The sequence below is a fragment of the Kribbella sandramycini genome, assembly GCF_013131805.1.
Lineage (GTDB): Bacteria > Actinomycetota > Actinomycetes > Propionibacteriales > Kribbellaceae > Kribbella > Kribbella sandramycini.
The window spans coordinates 81192-100346 of sequence record NZ_JABJRC010000014.1 but is presented as its reverse complement, the minus strand read 5'-3'; the positions used below and the strand labels follow the sequence as shown (position 1 = coordinate 100346).

Sequence of the window (19155 nt, the reverse complement as noted above, 5' to 3'; positions counted from 1 at the left end):
TCAAGGAGGCGAACCCGGCGGTCCAGCTCCCCGCACGCGTGGACGGCACCGTGCAGGCCGACACGATCGGCGCCAAGGGCACCACCCCGGAGACCTACCTGGGCTACTCGCGCTCGACCAACCTGCAAGGCGCCGGCAAACTCACTCCCAACAAGACCGTTGCCTTCGGCCTCAACTCCGCCCAGCCCGACGACACCTTCAGCCTCGGCGGCAGCTGGCAGGTCGGCACCCAGAGCGTCACCTCGACGAAGACCTCCCAGAGCCGCCTCAACTTCAACGCCGCCAAGGTCTTCCACGTCCTGTCCGGCGAGGGCACCGTCAAGGTCTCGATCCCCGGCCTCCCCGACAAGACCGTCAAAGTCTCCGGCACTCCCAACGCCTACCAGCTGGCCGACCTCCCCAGCCAGCAACGCCACACCATGACCGTCACCTACACCCCAGGTCTGTCCGCCTTCACCTACAGCTTCGGCTGAGGCGAACCGACGTCACGACGGCGCAATACCTGGGCAATCTCCGTCCCGGATGCTGTTACCCATGGAGACTCTGCGGACGGCGCTGGCCGGTGGGGCAGCGTGTGAAGTGTGTGGCCGCCTTCCCCACCCCCGGCGGCTGCGCCTGACGCTCGCGAAGCTGCTGGCGGTCGCTCCGATCGAGTTGGCGTTGCATGCGATTGTGCTCGCGCTGCATCCGCCGTACCTGCTGTCGGTCGCCGCGCTGGCCAGTGTCACGACGGTGCTGGTGATCTGGGTGATCGAGCCGTCCACCATGCGCCTCCTTCGAAGGTGGCTGCACGGCCCCGTACGGCGCGGGCCCGCCGTCGCGGACACCTTGTGGCGCGTGCGAGTCACCGTCGACGACCGATCGGGCGCACTCGAGCGCCTGACGCACGAGCTGACCACCCTGGACGCGAACATCCTCGATCTCCACGTCCATCCGCTCGATCACGGCGTCCGTGACGAACTGGTCGTGTCGACGCCGGAGTCGACCGGCGCGGACGAGTTGCACGCCGCCATCGAGACCGCGGGCGGCCGGGACGTGCACGTCTGGTCGACCACAGCCCTGGCCCTGGTCGACGGCCAGACCAAGGCCTTGAGCCTGTCGATGCGAGTGGCCGCCGACCCGGCCGAACTTCCGCACGCTGTCGCCGACCTGCTCGGCGCCCGCCTGGTCACCGACCACGCCTTTCTCGCCGGACAGCTGCCCGGCGATCGCACGATCCTGAAGATCCCCTCGCCCTGGGCCGGCCTCTTCGCCTTCACCCGCCCTGGCGAGCCGTTCACCCCCGCTGAATCAGCCCGCGCCCACCGCCTCGCCCAACTCGCCGAGGTAGCCCACGCCCGCCCGTGACCCGCCGGTCAGGAGCGATGCCGCAAGCCCTCCGAGATCAACCCGGCCACGTCGGCCGGTTGAAGGTTGGTCAGCTCGGCGACTACTTGATAGGTCAAGCCGCTCTCGCAGGCCAGGTACAACACCAGGTCACGGCGTTCCCCGGCCGGCCGGGCGGAGACGCTCTCGGCGCCACCGCAGCGTTCGAACAGGTGCCGAACCAGCTCAGAGCGGACAGCCCCGGGGCGGTGCGCGCTGGCGCTGTGGATGACGTCGACGACGGCCCTGCGGGCCCGGAGCGGGTCGCGGGTCATCGCAGTCGCCAGCGACAAGAGCGCGGAACCGTGCTGGTCGCACAGCTGGCCGGCAGCTCCGGCGGGCGTACTGACGGTCTTCGACATGAAGCCTGATCCTCCCGGGGGGCAAGTACCCCTAACAACGCCTGGATCAAACAGACGTCACGCAGCGCGAGGCTCAGACCTGGCCTTCGAGGACGACGCGGCCGGACTCGTCGCGGACTTCGAAGGATCGGGCCTCGGCGCGGAGGACCGAGGAGTTCAGGTTGCAGACCATCGGCGCGGGGCCGGTGCCGATGAACTCGCCGGCCGGGGCGGTTCGCCCGTCCGAGTCCAGCACGACGACGCGGTACCGCCGTCCGGGTTCGTAGCCGCTGCCGGCCAGTTTGATCTCCATCCCCCAGGTGTGCGGGACGACGCTCGCGGTGGAGCGGATACCGGCGGCGATCGGCGTCACCGACACCGGCTCGATCGGGATCTTCGGCGGATCCGGGGCGGCGACGTATCCGATCCCGACCCCGCTTGCGCCGACCGCGAACAGCACGGCCGCGGCGAGTATCCAGCGGCGGCGCGGAGGTCGCGGCTCGGCCTTGATCGCCGCCAGGATCGACTCCTCCAGGCCGGGCGGCGGCAGCTCGGGCCGGCGCTCCAGCCGGGCGGGATCGACCGACCGCAACGGCCCGGCGAGCGGGGCGATCACCGCCAGCTCGGCCCGGCACTCCGCACAACCGTCGAGATGGGCCTGGACGGCGGTTCGTTCCGCGGGATCGAGCTGGTTCAGGGCGTAGGCGCCGAGCAGCTCCCGCAGCCGGCGATGCTCCTCGACGTTCACAGTTCGACTCCCATCTCGTCCATCGCCAGGCGCAAGGCCTTGAGACCGTAGAAGACTCGGCTGCGCAACGTGCCGACCGGCACGCCGAGTTCCGCGGCGACTTCGGCGTACGGGCGTCCTCTCAGATAGGTCTCGACCAGCGCCGAACGCGCCTCCGGCCGGATCCGTCCCAGCGCCTCCTCGACCAGCCAGCCGAGCACGAGCTGATCGTCGGCGCTGCCGACCGAAGGACTCAAATCGGTCAGCAGGTCGGCGGGGTGCGGTGTCGCCGGGCGCGCGGCCCGGCGGCGCGACTCGTCGATCACGAGGTTGCGGGCGATGGCGAACAACCACACCCGCAGACTCGCGACCGACGGGTCGAACCGATCCGCGGCCCGCCAGGCCCGGACGAACGTCTCCTGGACGACGTCGCGCGCGGCGCCGTCGTCGTCCAGCTGCCGCAGCGCGAACCGATAGAGCTCGGCGCCGTGCTCGGCGTACGCCGCGCGGACTCCGTCGTCGTGGCGGAGATCGTGTTCGCTACCGGGCATCGGTCGAGGTATCTCAGCGCGCGGCGTACGCCAGACCGACGACGTCGCCGAGACCGAGGGCGAGCAGCGGCGACGTCCGCCCGGTCTTCAGGTCGACCCGGACGAGCTGCGAGCCGCCGAACAGACCATGCCCGCCCCGGACCGCGGCGATCGCGTCGTAGTCGCGGGCGTTGAAGGACCCACGCCCCTTGCCGAAGATGTCGAAGCCGTTCACCGCCGAGATGTCCCGGCCCAGGCGGCCGACCGGGAACAGCTGCCCGCTGTTCGGCGACACCACCGGCGTTGCGCCGGGCAACGTCCCCTGAGTTGCCAGCGCATCGCGCGCGGCGTCGAGGACGTACAGGCCGGTACTCGTCGCACCCGCGAAACTGTCGGTGTACCCGGCCGCCGCGACCCGTGGGGCCGAGCCGCCCGCCGCATACGCCAGGTTGACGTCGGTCGCGGCCACCGCACCGGTATCGGGGTGCACTCGCAGATTGCGCCCGCTGCTGGTGACGACCCGGATCCGGTCGACCGTCGGGTTGAAGTCGATCCCGACACTGGAGCCGAGCGCCCCGGCCGCCGGTGTGCCGACCGCGGTCGCGCGACCGGACTTCACATCGAGCGTGTACAACTGCCCGGACTTCGCGATCGCGTACAACTTGCCCGTTGCCGGCCGCACATCGATACCGACCAGCCGATCATGAGCCTTGAGCCCCCGAACCTTGACCCGGTGCTCGGCCAGCAACGGCCGCTGCGCGTCCCGAACGCTCAGCGAGCCGTCGCTCTCCAGCAGATACAGGTCGGGCGACGCACCCCGAGCCGAGGCCGAAGCGGTCGGCGCCGCGGCCACAACAGCGCCCAGGGCAACGATCACGGCCAACGTCTTCTTCATGTCGGACTCCTCGATCCAGCGAATGATGCGAGTAGGTACGGCCCGGCACTCGCCCGCGTTCAAGAAGCTCCGAACTTTCTCCGCCCCGGGGCGCCCGCTCAGGCAACACTTCGGCCCGGACCCCAGCACGGATGGGTCACTTAGCCGACAGGAGATCCGCATGATGTGGACCAGGTACCCGCCTACGCCAACGCGTCCGACATCAGCAACCTCAGCCGAGCATCCTGCTGCTCAGACGGAGTCGGCTCCAGCACGACGCCAACTGGCACGAACGCCCAGGCAACGAAGTAGCCGAACCGTCTTGGGTACCACCCGCTGGACGCCGAACCGGCCACATCGCCGTCTGCTGGCTCACCCCGAGCCACCGTGTAAACCGCCCCAGTTCGTGTTGATCCGCCGGTGCATGCGAAAGAGGTGATGCGTCTGGCGGCCGTGCGGCTCAGTTGGACCACGCTGAGAACCTGGCCGGCACTCACTCGACGACTCGACGCCGATGTCGTCAACATGTCGGCCCGATCGCGCGGACCCGACGTCCGGACGGGCAAATCCAGCCCGCAACGAGCAGGCCGGCTGTCATGGTTGATCAGCCAAACTATCAATTGGGGGTCTGACGATGAAGGCAACGACTCGTGTCACACAACGCCTCTCGGCACTCGCCGCGGCCCTAGCCGCCGCAACACTCGCTGCCGTGCCAGCCGCAGCCGATCCACCCGAGCGGCCGATCATCCTCAATCTCGTCAACCAGCACAGCGGACTGTGCTTGACCGCAACAGATGCCAGCCAGAGCTTCGCCGTACTACAACTGCCGTGCAACGGCAGTTACGCTCAGAAATGGCAGAGCGAATGGCTGTGGCCGTACATGATGGACCTGCAGCACGGCCGCTGCCTGACCGCCTTACCCGGCACCAGCGCTCTCCAAACGACCGAGTGCTCTTGGAAACGCCCCGGCCAACCACGCGACCCGAAGCAGGACTGGGCCTACGACGGCGGCTCCGCGCCCACAAAGTTCGCCAACGGCGGCCTCTGCCTCGGCGTCCTCCCAGGCAACTCCTGGGCCCGCCGCCTCGACTGCAACACCGGCCCTGCCGTTACCTGGTACCGCTGACCGCCTCGACCACTGAGGTCCCAGCCCCGGAGCCTGCCGGCATCGGCCGGCAGACTCCGGGCGAGGTATCGCAGGTGCGCTCCGGATACCCCGCGCAATTCGCTACCTGGCCTGCTTGCACGTCGGGCATCCTGTGACATAGGGGTTCTTCGACCAGCCGGTGTAGTGCCACGGCCCGGCCGCCTCGGTCGTGCCCGATTTGGAGAAACCGCGGGTCCGGATGCGTGCAGCGGCTGAATACTGCAGGTAAATCTCCGAGCTTTGAACGCGCCAGTCCTCCTCCAGCACCCGGCATTCCTCGGCGGGGCCAACCTTCATCGTTTTGTTCCCGGCCGGAGTGATGAACTGGCTCGCCGGGCTGTAAACCGGAGAAGTCACCGTCTTGAACGAGCCGTCGATCACGTTCTGAAGCGTCAGGACGTATTGCACGTCGACGGGCGTCCGGTCGGCCGCCTTCTTGTCACAAGCTGCAATGCGATTCAGAAAGTTTGCTCGCCCGTTGATCCAGCTGCCGTTCCCGCTGACCGAGCCGAATTCATGCGCGGCACCGAAACTGAACTGAATCGAGTCACCCATGCTGCCGTCGCCCTGCGGCACTTTGGCCTGGGCAGCGTTGCCGCCTGCCAGAGTGATAACGGCGGCTGCAAGCGCCCCCACCGCCACGAAACGTACTCTCATTTCAACTCCTGACTTGCCGGTTCAGATTTCTGCGATTGTGACTCTGTAAGTCTGTTTGAGCTCGCGGACGAGCTTTGGCCCAGCGAATCTCACGATTCCACGGGTCCACCAGTCCTCGACTGCCATGCGAGGGAAGGCGTCCGGCCGAAGCAAGACCCGGAAGCGGGCGTCGATCTGCGCCACCTGCTCCTCAAGATCTGCCATCTCGGCGTACCCGGACAACTGCTCGCTCTGCAGCGCAGCCTCGATCGAGTCCCGAGAAGTCAGCTCATTGAAGTAGTCCGACGCAGAACCTCGATAACCCACTTGACATTTGGCGACGAATCGACCCCAGGCGCCGACGAGCTCTGCCGGCGACGCATCCCGACGCCTACCCGACGCGACAACGAGAGCCGTGAAAGCCACGTCGAAGGAGCTGGGTTTCGTCATCGATTCACCTCCTTCCAAAAATAGCGCCATCCATCGACGGGCCTGAAGAATGTGGTGATCTTGTCACCTTCTCGCATCCCAATATTGCCGGTCATCTCGTCGTACCGAATGATTGCACCATCACTTCGCTCGCCCTCGCGAACACCCGGCGGCAGCGGGCCGCACATCAGCGAGCATGAATCCTCAATATACCGGTTGAACCCTCCATTGAATTCGTACTCCGGCATATCGGCCTTCCAGTCAGGATCATCCGGGTCGTCACCGAGCACGTGCTTGTCGTAGTGCTCGTCCGCCGTTCTCGGGTCGAACCTGCAGTTGTGTACGAGGACCGGGTTGGTGCCGGCGAGAACGTAATAGGTGTGTGCCTTGGTGACGCTGAGGTTGTGGACCCGCGCTTCGGCCTGGTAAGCGCGCTTGGCGACGACCTTCACGACCTGGCCGGGTTGGATGTGACGCAGCTCGGCACCCGGCACCAGCTTGGCGGCCGTCGTCCACCGGTTGCTGGCGGTGTCGTAGAACGGGTGGCTGTCGGTGGCGGTGACCTCGTCGACGACCAGTGAGCCGTCCTTGGCTCTGCTGCTGACCTCTAGGACCACCATGTTCTTTGTGCCGTCGCCGGCAATCGTGTCCGATACCCGGTGTGGTCCGGTCTTGCCTGTGGTGGCATCGGTGGCCAAGACCAGGTCGTCGGCGCGGACATCCGCGATCCGCTTCGTGGTGCCGTCCGCCATCAGCACCTTCGTGTCCGGCGTGAACGAGTTGCATTTGGCCGGTCCGCCGCCGCCGAGTTTGCGGAGGATCTTGGGGCCGTACTTGCCGGCTGATCGGCCGCCGGCCAGGGCATCGCCGATGCCGGGGATGACTCCGACCAAGCTCAGCAGGCCGTTGGCCGTGTCGCCGTCGACGAAGTACTTGGCGGCGTTGATCGTGTCGAAGTAGGGCCCGATGCCGGGCAACTGGCCGAGGCCGTCGAGGATGGCGTGGTACTCGTCGGGGTGGTCTTCGATCCATTCGGCTCCGGCGCGTTCGTACTCGGCGACGCAGGAGCCGGGCAGTGCGCAGCCGAGGCCGTCTTGTTTGGGCGGCTTGACGGCGTTGCGGACTACTGGACCGTTCTTGTTGACGAGGCCGCGGTAGAGGCGTTCGCCGACGCCGCCGGTGGTGTTGGTGAGGTCTTTGTAGGAGCCGGCGCCTGGGAGGGTCGGTTTGTTGGGGGCGGCGCCGCACAGGGCGGGGTTACCGCCGGCGCAGCCCGGGGAGCCCGGGGGCGGGAACTCCGTGCTCTTGACGCGCTTCTCGATGGCGTTGTTGGCCGCCTCGGTGCGCTTACGGTCGCGTTCTTCTTTCTTCTTGCGCTGGCACTCGGCGTCGCAACTGGGCTTCTTCTTGGGCGGTGGGTTGCCGCCCTTGTCGCCGCCTTTGTCGCCGCCCTTGTCGCCGCCCTTGTCGCCGCCCTTGTCGCCGCCTTTGTCGTCGCCCTTGCTGCCGCCACCGCCCTTGGGCTTTCCGTAGCCGGATCCGATGTTCCCCTGACCGTGCTTGTCCGGGTCGATCGGAACGCACTTGACCAATTGCGCAAGGAGTCGGGGATCTGGCTTCTCGCGCGGAGGTGAGCCTCCGTCGTCGTCATCCCCGTCCAGGCAAGGCTGGTTGCCGGTGGGGTCGTACTTGGTGACGGGGTTGCCGGCGGCGTAGGCGTAGAGGTTGGGGTAGTTGGAGGGGGTGCTGGCGGGGTAGGTGACGGTGTCTCGGGAGGAGAAGGTGCCGGAGCTGGGTTCGTACCAGCGGGCGCCTTGGTTGACCTGGCCGCTTCGGGGGTCGGTGTAGTCGCCTTGGTAGCCGATGCGGTACTTGAGGCCGGTGCCGGTGGATTCGCCGAAGGGGTTGTAGGTGCGGGAGTCGGGGAGGCCGGCCGCGAGGCCAGTGTCGGTCGGGTCGAAGCCCCCGATGACGTCGCGGTGGCGGTCGGACAGGACGAGTCGTTTGGTGGATTCCTGACCGACGCTGAGCAGGTTGTCGTCGGGGCCGCGGCCGAATTGCTGGGTGCCGTCGTTGATGACCTCGTCGCTGAAGCCGGCGTACCGCATGCGCGTGGTGCCGGCCTGGACGGGGCGGTCGAGGGCGTCGTAGGTGAAGTCGCGGCCGGACACGGTGATCATGCGGTCGAAGGCGTCGAAGCTGAAGGCTTCGGTGGTGGAGCCGTCGGTCTTCGAGAGCATGGAGCCGCGTGCCGAGTAGGTGTAGTCGGTCCCGTCACCGGTGATGAGCCGGTTGCGGGCGTCGTACGACGCGGTCGCGGTACCGGCCTTCGTCCGGTTGCTCGCGGCGTCCCATTCGTACGCGGTCGTCTTACCGCCGACCGTCCAGGAGACGAGCCGGCCGAGCTGGTCGTACGCGTAGGTGTTGTCGCCGGCGCCGGAGACGCCGGTCGTCTTCTTGTTGGTCACGTTGCCGTCGGCGTCGTAGCCGTAAGTCAGCGACGCGACAGTGGTACCTGCGCTGTTCTTGAGGACGTCGCTGGCCTGCCGGCCGAACGCGTCGTACCCGATCGTCCGTATCCGGCCCGATCCGTAGTCGACCGTGCTGATCCCGCCGGCGGCGTTGTAGCTGTAGGTCTGCGGCGTGCGGGTGACGGAGTCGGTCGCCGAGGTGAGCCGGCCCTTCGTGTAGCTGAAGTCCGACGTACCGACAGCATCCACGCGCTGCGTGAGCTGACCGTCGTCGTTGTAACCCATGGTCGCCGGCCCGGAGGGGCCTTCGGCGCGCAGAAGCATGCCGCGATCGTTGTAGGTGTAGGTGTTGGAGCCGCCGATCGAGCTGGTCGACTTCACCCGTCCGGCGAGGTCGTAGCCGATCTCACGCGTAGCGGTGGCGGCCTCAGCTCCGGTGCCCTCTTCCTTGACGAGTCGGCCTGCGGCGTCATAGGTCTGCGTACGCCGGACGCCGCCCGGCGCAAGCATCGAGACCGGCCGTCCCATGGCGTCGTACGACGCCGTCCAGGTCCGATCCGCGACCGCCGGATGGCCCGGCGTCGATGGCTCGACCACCGTCTCCGGCAGTCCAAGGGTGTTCACCGCGTACGTCGTCGAGTTCCCCCGGCCATCGGTGTACCGCGACCGGTTTCCGGCGACGTCGTAGCCGTACCCGATCGTGATCGACTCCGTCGCCGTGACGGGATCGACCTGTTTGGTCAGCCGGCCGAGCGCATCGTAGGTGTACGCCGTCGCCCGCTTGCCGCTCACCGGACTCGACAGGATCAGGTTGCTGTCCGGGTCGTAGCCGAAACTCCGCGCGCCCAGCGAGTTGCCGGCGGCATCGTGCAGGCTGGTCGCCGTCGTCCGCCCGAACAGGTCGTACGTCGTACGAGCGGTCCGGCCCAACGCGTCGGAGACCCGCACTTGCCGGCCGGCGTAGTCGTAACCGAACTTCGTCACGACACCGTTCGGATCGGTGGAGGTCGTCAGCTGGCCGAGCGTGTCGTAGGCGAGGACGCTCGCTGCTCCCGAAGGCGTGGTTGCCTTCGTCACGTTGCCGAGATCGTCGTAGTCGGCGCGAGTCACGAAATTCGCCGCCGCCGGGGTCCGCTCGACCGCCGTACTGGTGATCTGCCGACCGAGGTCGTCATAGGTGAACTTCTGCACCGCGCCGAGCGGACCGGTCACCTCCGCGACCTGCCCGTCCGCCAGATAGCTGTACTTCCACACCGCACGCTCGGCATCGGTGGCCGCCGGAGCGTCGACCTCGATCCGACGGCCGAGGTGGTCGTACTTGAACCGGGTCGTGTTCCCCAGCGCGTCGATCTTCGCGGTGATGTTTCCGACGGCGTCGTACTCGGTCTTGAGCGTCGGCGTCAGTGGGCTGCCGGCACCCGGTGGTGTGTAACTCGGTGCGTTGCTCTGAATCGGTCGGCCGAGTTTGTCGTAGGCAATCCGGCTGATGTTGCCTCGCGCGTCCTTCGTCGATGTCGCCAGGCCGAAGGCTCCGTAGCCGACGACAGCGGTCGGGCGGGCCTCGGCCGGAGCGGAGCCGTTCTCGGCCAGCACCTTCGGCGCGACACTGCGCACCTGGCGACCGAGTTCGTCGTACTCGAACGTGGTGGTGAAGTCGGCCTTCACCGCGCCGCTGACGTTGCCGCGCGGCTGGGTCGCGGTCAGCGCCAGACCACGCTGATCGTAGGTCCAGGAGGTCGTCAGATAGGAGCCGTCCGCGGCCTTGTTCTTCTGCTCGAGGGTGCGACCCGCGGCATCCACCACGAACTCGGTCGTCGCGATCGTCGCCGGCGTGGAGCCGTCGACGTTCGACCACGCGCCGGTCCGATCCGTCTTCCGGACATTGCCGGCCAGGTCGAGGGTGTACGTCGTCCTCCGGGACAGGCTGGTGGCCGGGTTGACACTGGTGGTCAGGATCCGGCCGGCGGCGTCGTAGGTGTTGACCGTGGTTGCCTTGCCGTTGGCGCCCACCCGTTGGAGCAGGTTACCCGCGCCGTCGTAGGTGTTGTTCTCCAGGACGAAGTCCCGGTTCGTCCCATCGGGATTGCGAACTGCCTTTTGTGTGGTGGAGCGCAGCAGATCGTCACCGAAGTAGGCGTGTACGAACTCGCGCCCCATCGAGTCGACTTCGCGGATCTTGCGGCCCGCCTCGTCGTAGTTCAGCGACTGCCGCACGGTGTACCCGGTGTTACCGGACGGGATGTTGCCGTCGCGGACCTCGGCGAGCGTGTTCTGTGCGGTATAGCCGTAGGACCAGTTGCTGCCGTTGGCATCACGTGTCCAGGTCGTGTTGCCGAACGCGTCGTAGCCCGTCGCACTCTCGTTGCCTTCAGCATCGACAGTACGGCTGATCCGGCCCCGGTCGTCGTAGTCCAGTTTCGTGATCCGCGGATCGCCGCCGGCCTGCAGGTCCTTGGAGAGGTTCTGCACGATGTTGCCGTCGGCGTCGTAAGTCATCTCGACACGTTGCTGGTGCTTCGCGCCGCTGACGGCATCGGTCGTGACCGGTCCGGTGATCGAGGTCAACCGCGAGGCACGGTCGTAGGTGAAGTCGGTGCGGGCACCCGCCGGCACGCTGTCCGAGACCTGAGTCTGCGAGGTCGTTCGGCCGAGTGCATCGTAGGTAAACTTCGTGATCAGGCCGGACGGGTCCTTTTGCTGTGCGATCTGGCCGGTCGAGTAGTAGGTGTACTCGGTGACCGCGTCCGTATCGGCGGTGACCTTGTTGGTGATTGTCCGTACCAGTCCGGCCGGCATGGGCTGCCCGTCCGCGCCGGCAGCCACGCCATCGGTGTAGGTGTACGCCGTCGATCCGCCGCCCGGTGACAGCTGCAGGGAAACGTCACCATTGCCGTTGTACGACGTCGCCGAACGGTACGTGTTGTCCGTAGCACTGGCCGACCGGCCGTCACGAACCTCGAACGGTTTGTCCCACCTTGGGTCGAGCCCCGGCCACGAGCCCTTGTGGTACGTGTAGTACTCCGTCGAACATCCGGTCGTCCCGGTTCGGCAGGACTTCTTCGAAGCGAGATTGCCGCGGTCGTCGTAGGTCATGCTGACCTCGGCCTTGACCTCGTTCGTCAGCTTGACGAGCTGACCACGCGCGTTGTGGGTGAAACTGCGGACGGCGAATCCCTGCCCGGTCGCCCACTCGTAGTCCGGGTTCTCGCCCGGCACCGGAAGGTCTTCCGGCCGAAGATCGCGACCGAGAGGCTTCCCGGTCCGCAGCAGCCAGCCGCCTAGTGCGTCGTACTCGTAGACGGACGGACGGTTGGCCGGGTCGAGGACGGTCACCGTACGCCGGAGGTCGGTCTTGCTGCCGACCGTCTCCGGTGCGCCGACCTTCCAGCCGCCGCCATTGCTGTCGATGTATTCGCTGACCCGGTCCAGCGCTGGGTCGTACTTGACCTCGAGCTGCTGTCTGCCGCCAGGCGAGGTGACCGACGTCAACTGGTCGGCGGCGATCCGGCCCTGCCGGAAGTGCTCGAAGACCTCCTGATGCGGCAGTGGCTTGGAGTAGATCGCAACCTCGTCGATCTCGCCTTCGAAGTAGGCCCGCTGGGTGTCGGCCCAGCCCGGCCACGCCGACGGCGTCACCGCGTAGGCAGCGCCGATCTGGTTGAACGGGAACGGCGAGTTGTCGACGTGCCGCCCCGCTGCCTTGCCGACCAGCGCACCGTCCAGGTACAGCGATTGGGTCGAGTCCTGCACCGACAAGGCGACGTGATGCCACTCGTTGTCGTTGACCACACCTGTGCTGGTGATCGGCGCGTAGGCGCCGTTCCAGAACTGGCCGCGCAGCTTGCCGTCGGTCCCGACGTACAGGATCGGCATTCCGGCGGTCGACGGGTCACTCTGACTGTTCTCGATCTTGCGGTTCTGATACCCCAGCAGCGGCCGCGCGTTCGTGGACGAGGTCCGGAACCACATCTCGACCGAGGCCTCGCGGTTACGCCGCAGGATCCCGTTGCCCATCTTCACGTACGCCGGTCCTTCAGAACCGGCAAGCCGCACCGCCTTGTCCGCGTCGCCGACGCCGGCCAGCGGGCTGGGCTTGCCGGGTACGGCGCCGACGTACGAGCCGTTCTCGCGGTAGGGGTTGGTGTCGATCTCGTTGAAGGCGGGGTCGGTGACGTCGTCGCCGTCCGACATCCGGTAGTAGATGTCCGGCTGGCTGTCGACGACCGCGCTGCGGTAGTGCGAGCCCTTCTCGGAGTCGTAGCTCGTGCACTGCTGCTGCGGGTCACAGACCTTCATCAGGACGTCGCCGACGTAGGTGTAGGTCCAGGTCAGCGCTGTGCCGTCGACCGGTTGGGTGCTGACGGCGGCCACGTGCTTGTTGTCGGCTGTCCAGGCGAAGCTCAGCTTGCGTCCGGCGCCGTCCGCACTCGCGACGGTGTCCAGCGTTCCGTTGGCCCGATAGGTCAGTACCTGCGGCTTGCCGGAAGTCGCGTGGATCTTGGACAGCTTGCCGGTCGAGTTGAAGGTGTATTGGGTGCCCGCGGCGACCTGCAGGGTCCAGACCCCGCCCGCCTGCGTCAGGCTGGCCTTCGAGTTGTCAGGCGCGGCGTAGCTCCCGTCCGGATTACGGCCGAACCTGACCTGCTGGCCATCCGGGTAGGTGACCTTCACGTTCTGTTGAGCGGACTCCTCGACATCCAGCTTCATGTCGTAACGGGTGGACCATCCGGCGCCGAAGGCACCGTCACGGCGTGGGTCGAGGCTGTTGTAGGTACGGGCGACATTCAGCTCCGGACCGGCGACCGGGATCACAGCATCGACGGCGCCGGTGGTGAAGTTGCCGACCTGCGGGTCGTACGGCTTGTCACCGCTGCCCTGCGGCGAGTTCGCGATCCGCGACGTGATGACCGGCTGCGGAACCGACGTCGTCAGCGTGACCACCGGGCCGTTGGTCACGACGCCGTCGTTGTCCTTGACGTAGACCCGCCAGTCGTACTCCTTGTTCCACGCCAGCTTGCCGGCCGGCACGACCCAGCTCCTGATCGGGTTGTACTCGTTGGTGAAGCATCCGACCCGGCGTTCCGCGCCGACGACCTCGCAGACCTCGAACTTGTACTGCAGGCCGGTCGACGGCGTCTCGACGTCCACCGCGTCCGCCCACAGCTGCGGCGTCAGCGTCGGCGCCTGATAGCCGTTCACCGGCCAGACCTTCTTGATCACCGGCGGCACGTTCGAGACGGTGATCACCGCACCGCCGGCCGGTACGCCGTGGTCGGTGAAGACCTTGTTCCCGGCCGAGCTCTTGTGCACCATCGTGAACTCGAGGCGGTAATCCGTGCCCGCGGCGCTCCCCGGCAGCGCCTGGACGTTGGCCTTCACCTTCACCGCGCCCGTCCGGGCGATCGACACCGGCATCGGCGTCTGCAGCTCGTGCTGGGTGGTGATGCGCTTGCCGTTGCGGTCGAAGACCCGATAGGTGAGGTAGTGCGTCGACGGGTTCCAGGTGTCCGGTCCCAGATTCCGCACCGTGACCGGAATCTTGCCCGGGCGGTTCTCCAGCACGGCGTCCGTCTCGAGATCGTCGTCCGCGATCGGGTGCACCTTGTACGACGCGTTGTACGGCGAGTGCGTGATGAACAGCTGCGGCGGGTTCGGCGTCGACGTGCCGGTGAACCGCTTCCAGGCCAACGGGTCCAGCTCGTTACCTGCCCGGACGCTCAGGCCGTTGTTCGTCGTCTTGCCGTTCACCCAATCCTGCATCCAGGCGCGGCCCGCGGCGTTCATGTCCAGCTGCTGCCACGCGGTCGAGCACTTCGACGAGGTCTGCCCCTGAGCGATGAAGCCACGGGCGAACCCGGCGCCGGTCAGCGCCGGGCCGACCGCCGGGCCAGGGAACTTGATCTGATCCCGGGGGATGTTCTGCCAGGTCGTCTTGACCCCGTGCACGCTGATCCAGCGCGGGCTGCAGCTCGGGGCCTGGAAGTTCAGCAGGTTCAGCCGGGCATCGATGATCCGGTGGTACTTCAGCGTCGTCCGGCCGATGTCGCCGAACGACAGGTACATCGCGTTGACCTGCCTGCCCTCCCCACAGGGCCCGCCGGCAACCGCGGGCCGGCAGCCGAGCCACAGGTCCTGATCACCCAGCTGGGAGCCGTTGATCCCCACGCTGATCGCGTAGTTCGAGTCGTGCCCCTCGGCGGGGTGGATGCTCGGATCGACGCGCACGGGGTAGACCCGGGCCTCGTCGTCCAGCCAGGCGTCATCGATCGTCATCTTCAGCGTCGGCCGGCCCGCCTCCGTGACGATCCGGTAGGTGATCGCGCTGGACACCGCTGGGCCGCCGACCGGGTTCGAGTCCTCCATCGTGCCGCCGGGGATCAGCGCCCGCTTGGCGCCGGACGCGTCGGTCAGGACGACGTCGCGACCAACGACGGTCGCGGTCAGGCCGGTCAGATCCAGCGGGAACGAGTAAGAGCGAGCAGCCGACTTCGACTGCAGGACGATGGTCTCCTTGATGCCGCCGGGTTGAACGACGAGCTCGAGATCCGCGCTCGGGACGAAGCCTGGATAGAGCACCTTGCTACCGCTCGCCTGGCCAGGCACCTTGCGAGCACCGGCGACCGACCAGCTGATGCGGTGATCGGCGTCCAGCTGCAATGTGCCAAGGCGCGGGGCATCCGCGGTCGGGGCAATCGTCGAACGCACCTGGTCGGCCGTGTTCTGCCAGACGCCGGTCAACGGATCCTTGCGCAGCGTGGTACTGATCGGCGCCCAGGTGCCGTCGCCCTTCCGGTAGTTCACCGGAGACTGGGAGAAGACCGTCGTCTCGGTCTTGTCCGAATTGCTGAAGACCTTTGTGTTCCGCCCCCGGCGGTCCGTGAGCTCCCGGCTGGTCTTCGGGTCGAAGCTCTGAACCGGCGTCGCGCTCGGCTCCACCTCGGCGATCCGCTGCGGTCCGGGCTTCGGCGCCACCGGATCACCGACCGGGTACCGAGACCGCAACGACGGCGGCACCACATTGTTCGTGCGCGGCTCGCCGCCGATCCGCCGGTCCGCACTCCCGACCTGCTGAACAGGCGCGGTTTCCTCGCCCTTGCCGCTCATCGCAGCCACAGCCGGTCCGCTCGCGGCCGCCGCCGTCTCGGCGTTGGTCCGCAGCCCGGCCAACGGCACAGCACAGGCGAGTGTGATGGCCAGAACCTTGGCCGGCAGCGACATCCGTCGCTTTCGAGCGGACAGCGATGAGCGAGACATGGGCGGTATCCCCCGGTAGACCGTCGAATGACCTCGACCGCGGGACCACCCCAAGTGTTCTCCGGCAGGGCCGGGCGCAAGCGGGGCGGTTGTGCGGGTCAGGAGTCTTGTGCGCCGCTCACGATGGCGGACAGCTCCTGCGAACTTCTTGCAGGTTTCTGCACGCGCTCGGCCGGACCGGTCTCGATACGTTCGATCCGGCCCGGTGGTCAGCCCCAGTCCCAGGCCGTTGCGCAGGGCATCGGGCGGCAGGGGGTGTGTGGGGCGTTTATCGATATCACCGTCAGCTCCTGACACTGCGATTTCAGGCATCGGTTCGGGTGGCTTGATGTGAGGTTCACGATGACGAGGCCGTCGTGTGAATCGCTTGCAGGTTTCTGCATTAAGCTGAAGGTGACCTCTATTCGTGTCGTTCGGGCGTTGCGTCAGAGGGGGCTGGGGTGTGACGGCTGAGATACGTCTGCTGGGTGAAGTCGACGCGCTCGTCGACGGGCAGCCGGTGGATCTCGGGACGCCGATGCAGCGGTGCATGCTCGCGGCGCTCGCGGTCGAGGTGGACCGGGTGGTGCCGGTGGATCGGCTGGTGACGCGGGTGTGGGGCGCGGAGGCGCCGCCGCGGGCGCGGGCCACGTTGCACAGCTACATCTCGCGGCTGCGGAGAGCCTTGTCGGGTGCGGCCGGGGTGTCCATCGTGCGGCGATCGGGCGGGTACGCGCTGACCGCCGGCACGGCTCAGCCAGGGATCGACCTGCACAGATTCCGTGCGCTGTGTGCTCGCGCCCGCGCCGACGACAGGCATGCAGAGCAATCGCTGTCCGAGGCTCTGGAGTGCTGGCGCGGCGACGCCTTGACCGGGTTGAACGGCAGATGGGCCGAGGCAGAGCGCGAACAGCTGGCGCAGGAGCGACTGGCGGCACAGCACGACCTCGTTGACATCCGGTTGGGGTCCGGGCGCGGAGAGGCGCTGGTCGCCGAGTTGTCGGCACGCGCCGCCGCGTACCCGTCGGACGAGCGAGTGGCAGGCCAGTACATGCTGGCGCTGACTCAGGCCGGGCGTGCCGCCGAGGCGCTACGGCATTATCAGCAGGTCCGTACCTGGCTGGTGGAGGAGCTGGGTACCGACCCCAGCGCCGAACTCCAGGAGCTGCATCAGCAGGTGTTGTCCGCGGGGCCACCCCAATCCACGCTGCCGGTACGAACGCCTACCGAGCGGGCCCCAGGTCGTAACTGCCTTCCTCGCGACCTTCCGGACTTCACCGGCCGCGACGGCGAGTTCGCCCGGCTGGCAGCGTCTGCAGCCGACCGGGCCACCGTCTACACCGTCGACGGGATGGCGGGGGTCGGCAAGACCGCGTTCGCCGTCCACGCCGGCCACCGCCTGGCCGATCGATTCCCGGACGGCGCACTCTTCGTGGACCTCCAAGGCCACAGCGCGGGCAAGACGCCACTCACGCCCGACGAAGCTGTCGACGTACTGCTGGGTCAGCTCGCCATCACGGTGACCGGAGACGCCAAGGCGCAGTGGCGGGCGACGTCCGCCTCGCTACGGCTCCTCGTCATCTTCGACAACGCCGTGGACGAGACGCAGGTAGCACCGCTGCTGCCCGGTGGTCCCAGCCTCGTCATCGTGACCAGCCGATCCCGCCTGCCGAACCTCGCAGGCGCCCGCCCGCTGTCACTGGCCGTTCTGCCAGAAGCGGAGGCTACGACACTCTTCGCACGACAGGTCGGCGCTGATCGAGCCGCCGCAGAGCCCGACGCCGTCGCCCACATCGTCCGCATCTGCGCCGGTCTGCCGCTCGCGTTGCGGCTGTCCGGAGCCCGGCTGGCGCACCGAACCGCTTGGCCGATCGCACATCTGTCCGCCCAGCTGGCCAACACGCGCGGACGGTTGCCCCAGCTGTTCGCCGATCGTGAGGTCGCGCTGGCCTTTCGCATGTCCCATGATCAGCTGTCCGCCGGCGACCGGCAGATCTTCTACGCCCTGGCCCGGCATCCGGGCGCCGACGCGGACACCGCCGTTCTCGCCGCAATGACCGACCTGTCGGTCGGGCAGGCCGACGAGGCCCTGCAGCGGCTCGTCGACGTACATCTGGCTGAAGAACCCGTACCCGGCCGCTACCGCCAGCACGACCTGCTCAGGCAGTACGCCCGCAGCCTGTCCAACGACCCTCAGATGACCGAGAAGATGCTCGACCACTACACGACCGCCATCACCGACGCCGTCGCCAGCCACCGAGCCAGCGGCCCGGACGCCGAAGCGGCACACAACTGGCTGGTCGCCGAGCGCAGCAACCTACTGGCCGCGACACGGCGCGCGGCGGCCGAAGGAAACAGCAGCAACGCCTGGCGGCTCGCCATCACCTTCTGGCACTTCCTCGGTCGCAACATCACCGACGATCCGATCGAACTGCTCGAACACAGCCTGACCACCGCGCAAGAGACCGGCGAAGGCGGCGAAGGGCTCCTGAACACCCTGCTGGCCATGGCCCACTGGTCGGCAGGCCACACGTCCAACGCCTTCGATCTGCTGACCGCATCGGCCAACCAGCAATCCAACGGCGAGTCACATGCGCACACGCTCGCCCTGCTCGGCCTGATCCACCTCCAACGCGGCGCACATACTCTGGCCGAACGTCAGGCCCAGGAAGCGGCCGACGAACTCGCCGGCCTCGGCACGTTGTCCCCGCTCGGCGTCGATGCCAAAGTCATCACCTCGTGGACACGCGGCGTCGTCCGCAGCCTCAACGACGACCACGAAACCGCCTTGGCTTACCTGCGCGCGGCCTGTGCCGACTCCGAGTCGCTCAGCCAGCACAGCCCGAAGGACCATGTCCTCACCGCGCTCGCCCGCTCGATGATCGCCCTCGGCGGCTACGGAGACGCCTTGGGGTTCCTCCACCAAGCACGCGCCGTCCGGCAGCGAATCGGCGATCACAGCGGCGAAGCCGAAACTCTCATCCTCATCGCAACCGCAAAGCGCAGCTCAGGACGCAGCCACGACGCCTTGGTACCCCTGCACACCGCCCTGGCCGTACTCGACCAAGGCCATCGCCTCCAAGCCCTGGCCCACATCGAGCTGGGCCGAACTCTCGCCGCCCTGGGGAACGCGGCCGGCGCGATCGAGCACTACGAGCTCGCCCTCACCGTCGCGGCACCCGGCGAGCACCTCCACGAACAAGCTCAAGCCCACCACGAACTCGCCCGAGCGCACGCCGGCGACAACCCCCGAAAGGCCGCCGAGCACCAGCACCTCGCAACCGGGATCGCCACCCTGCTCGACCTCGAGATCCCCCGCTCACTCCCCCACTTACGCCCCGCAGGCTGGTAGTCCTGAACCGGCGAGGACGCTGTCCCCGTTCGGTTGATCTCCCCACAGAG

At 67.5% G+C, this 19155-nt stretch carries 10 protein-coding genes and 1 pseudogene; 4 read left to right on the top strand and 7 right to left on the bottom strand.

Going from position 1 to position 19155, the window contains the following annotated elements:
- Together HPO96_RS36020 and HPO96_RS36015 are read left to right on the top strand one after the other, a co-directional pair.
- Nucleotides 1-473: pseudogene (locus tag HPO96_RS36020) on the top strand (cytochrome c biogenesis protein DipZ); the annotation flags it as partial.
- 61 nt (nucleotides 474-534) lie between these two features.
- On the top strand, nucleotides 535-1347 hold the full coding sequence (locus HPO96_RS36015) for an ACT domain-containing protein (RefSeq protein WP_171678950.1): 813 nt from the start codon (nucleotides 535-537) through the stop codon (nucleotides 1345-1347).
- A gap of 8 nt (nucleotides 1348-1355) precedes the next feature.
- Here the strand turns inward: HPO96_RS36015 and HPO96_RS36010 are convergent, their stop codons facing one another.
- From HPO96_RS36010 to HPO96_RS35995, 4 genes are all read right to left on the bottom strand, one after another.
- On the bottom strand, nucleotides 1356-1727 hold the full coding sequence (locus HPO96_RS36010) for a hypothetical protein (protein WP_171678949.1): 372 nt from the start codon (nucleotides 1725-1727) through the stop codon (nucleotides 1356-1358).
- 73 nt (nucleotides 1728-1800) lie between these two features.
- Entirely contained in the window at nucleotides 1801-2454 is a 654-nt protein-coding gene (locus tag HPO96_RS36005) for a zf-HC2 domain-containing protein (RefSeq protein ID WP_171678948.1), read from the bottom strand.
- Nucleotides 2451-2984, bottom strand: coding sequence for a sigma-70 family RNA polymerase sigma factor (locus HPO96_RS36000; RefSeq protein ID WP_171678947.1), 534 nt, complete (start codon nucleotides 2982-2984; stop codon nucleotides 2451-2453). Before HPO96_RS36000 ends, HPO96_RS36005 begins: the two co-directional genes overlap by 4 nt.
- Before the next feature lie 13 nt (nucleotides 2985-2997).
- Nucleotides 2998-3858: a DUF4394 domain-containing protein gene (locus HPO96_RS35995; RefSeq protein ID WP_171678946.1), complete on the bottom strand. Its 861-nt coding sequence runs from the start codon at nucleotides 3856-3858 to the stop codon at nucleotides 2998-3000.
- A gap of 688 nt (nucleotides 3859-4546) precedes the next feature.
- On the opposite strand from HPO96_RS35995, the gene HPO96_RS35990 reads away from it, so the two are divergent.
- Nucleotides 4547-4963, top strand: coding sequence for a ricin-type beta-trefoil lectin domain protein (locus HPO96_RS35990; RefSeq protein ID WP_171678945.1), 417 nt, complete (start codon nucleotides 4547-4549; stop codon nucleotides 4961-4963).
- 102 nt (nucleotides 4964-5065) lie between these two features.
- On the opposite strand, the gene HPO96_RS35985 is transcribed toward HPO96_RS35990, so the two are convergent.
- From HPO96_RS35985 to HPO96_RS35975, 3 genes are read right to left on the bottom strand one after another with little or no spacing between them, the layout of a single operon-like run.
- On the bottom strand, nucleotides 5066-5641 hold the full coding sequence (locus HPO96_RS35985) for a hypothetical protein (RefSeq protein ID WP_171678944.1): 576 nt from the start codon (nucleotides 5639-5641) through the stop codon (nucleotides 5066-5068).
- A 21-nt stretch (nucleotides 5642-5662) separates the two neighbouring features.
- Nucleotides 5663-6070, bottom strand: a complete 408-nt coding sequence (locus HPO96_RS35980; protein ID WP_202886829.1) for a hypothetical protein — start codon at nucleotides 6068-6070, stop codon at nucleotides 5663-5665.
- Nucleotides 6067-15774 (bottom strand): LamG-like jellyroll fold domain-containing protein, encoded by a 9708-nt coding sequence (locus tag HPO96_RS35975; protein WP_171678943.1) that lies wholly within the window; start codon nucleotides 15772-15774, stop codon nucleotides 6067-6069. The genes HPO96_RS35980 and HPO96_RS35975 overlap by 4 nt, the downstream gene beginning before the upstream one ends.
- 442 nt (nucleotides 15775-16216) lie before the next feature.
- Between HPO96_RS35975 and HPO96_RS35970 the strand changes: the two genes are divergently transcribed.
- Nucleotides 16217-19105, top strand: coding sequence for a BTAD domain-containing putative transcriptional regulator (locus tag HPO96_RS35970; RefSeq protein ID WP_171678942.1), 2889 nt, complete (start codon nucleotides 16217-16219; stop codon nucleotides 19103-19105).
- The last annotated feature ends 50 nt before the right edge of the window (nucleotides 19106-19155 follow it).

Coding starts and splice junctions, on each gene's coding strand:
- HPO96_RS36000 (WP_171678947.1), bottom strand. CDS start 2,984: ATGCCCGGTAGCGAACACGATCTCCGCCACGACGACGGAGTCCGCGCG.
- HPO96_RS35975 (WP_171678943.1), bottom strand. CDS start 15,774: ATGTCTCGCTCATCGCTGTCCGCTCGAAAGCGACGGATGTCGCTGCCG.
- HPO96_RS36015 (WP_171678950.1), top strand. CDS start 535: ATGGAGACTCTGCGGACGGCGCTGGCCGGTGGGGCAGCGTGTGAAGTG.
- HPO96_RS35995 (WP_171678946.1), bottom strand. CDS start 3,858: ATGAAGAAGACGTTGGCCGTGATCGTTGCCCTGGGCGCTGTTGTGGCC.
- HPO96_RS35980 (WP_202886829.1), bottom strand. CDS start 6,070: ATGACGAAACCCAGCTCCTTCGACGTGGCTTTCACGGCTCTCGTTGTC.
- HPO96_RS36010 (WP_171678949.1), bottom strand. CDS start 1,727: ATGTCGAAGACCGTCAGTACGCCCGCCGGAGCTGCCGGCCAGCTGTGC.
- HPO96_RS35985 (WP_171678944.1), bottom strand. CDS start 5,641: ATGAGAGTACGTTTCGTGGCGGTGGGGGCGCTTGCAGCCGCCGTTATC.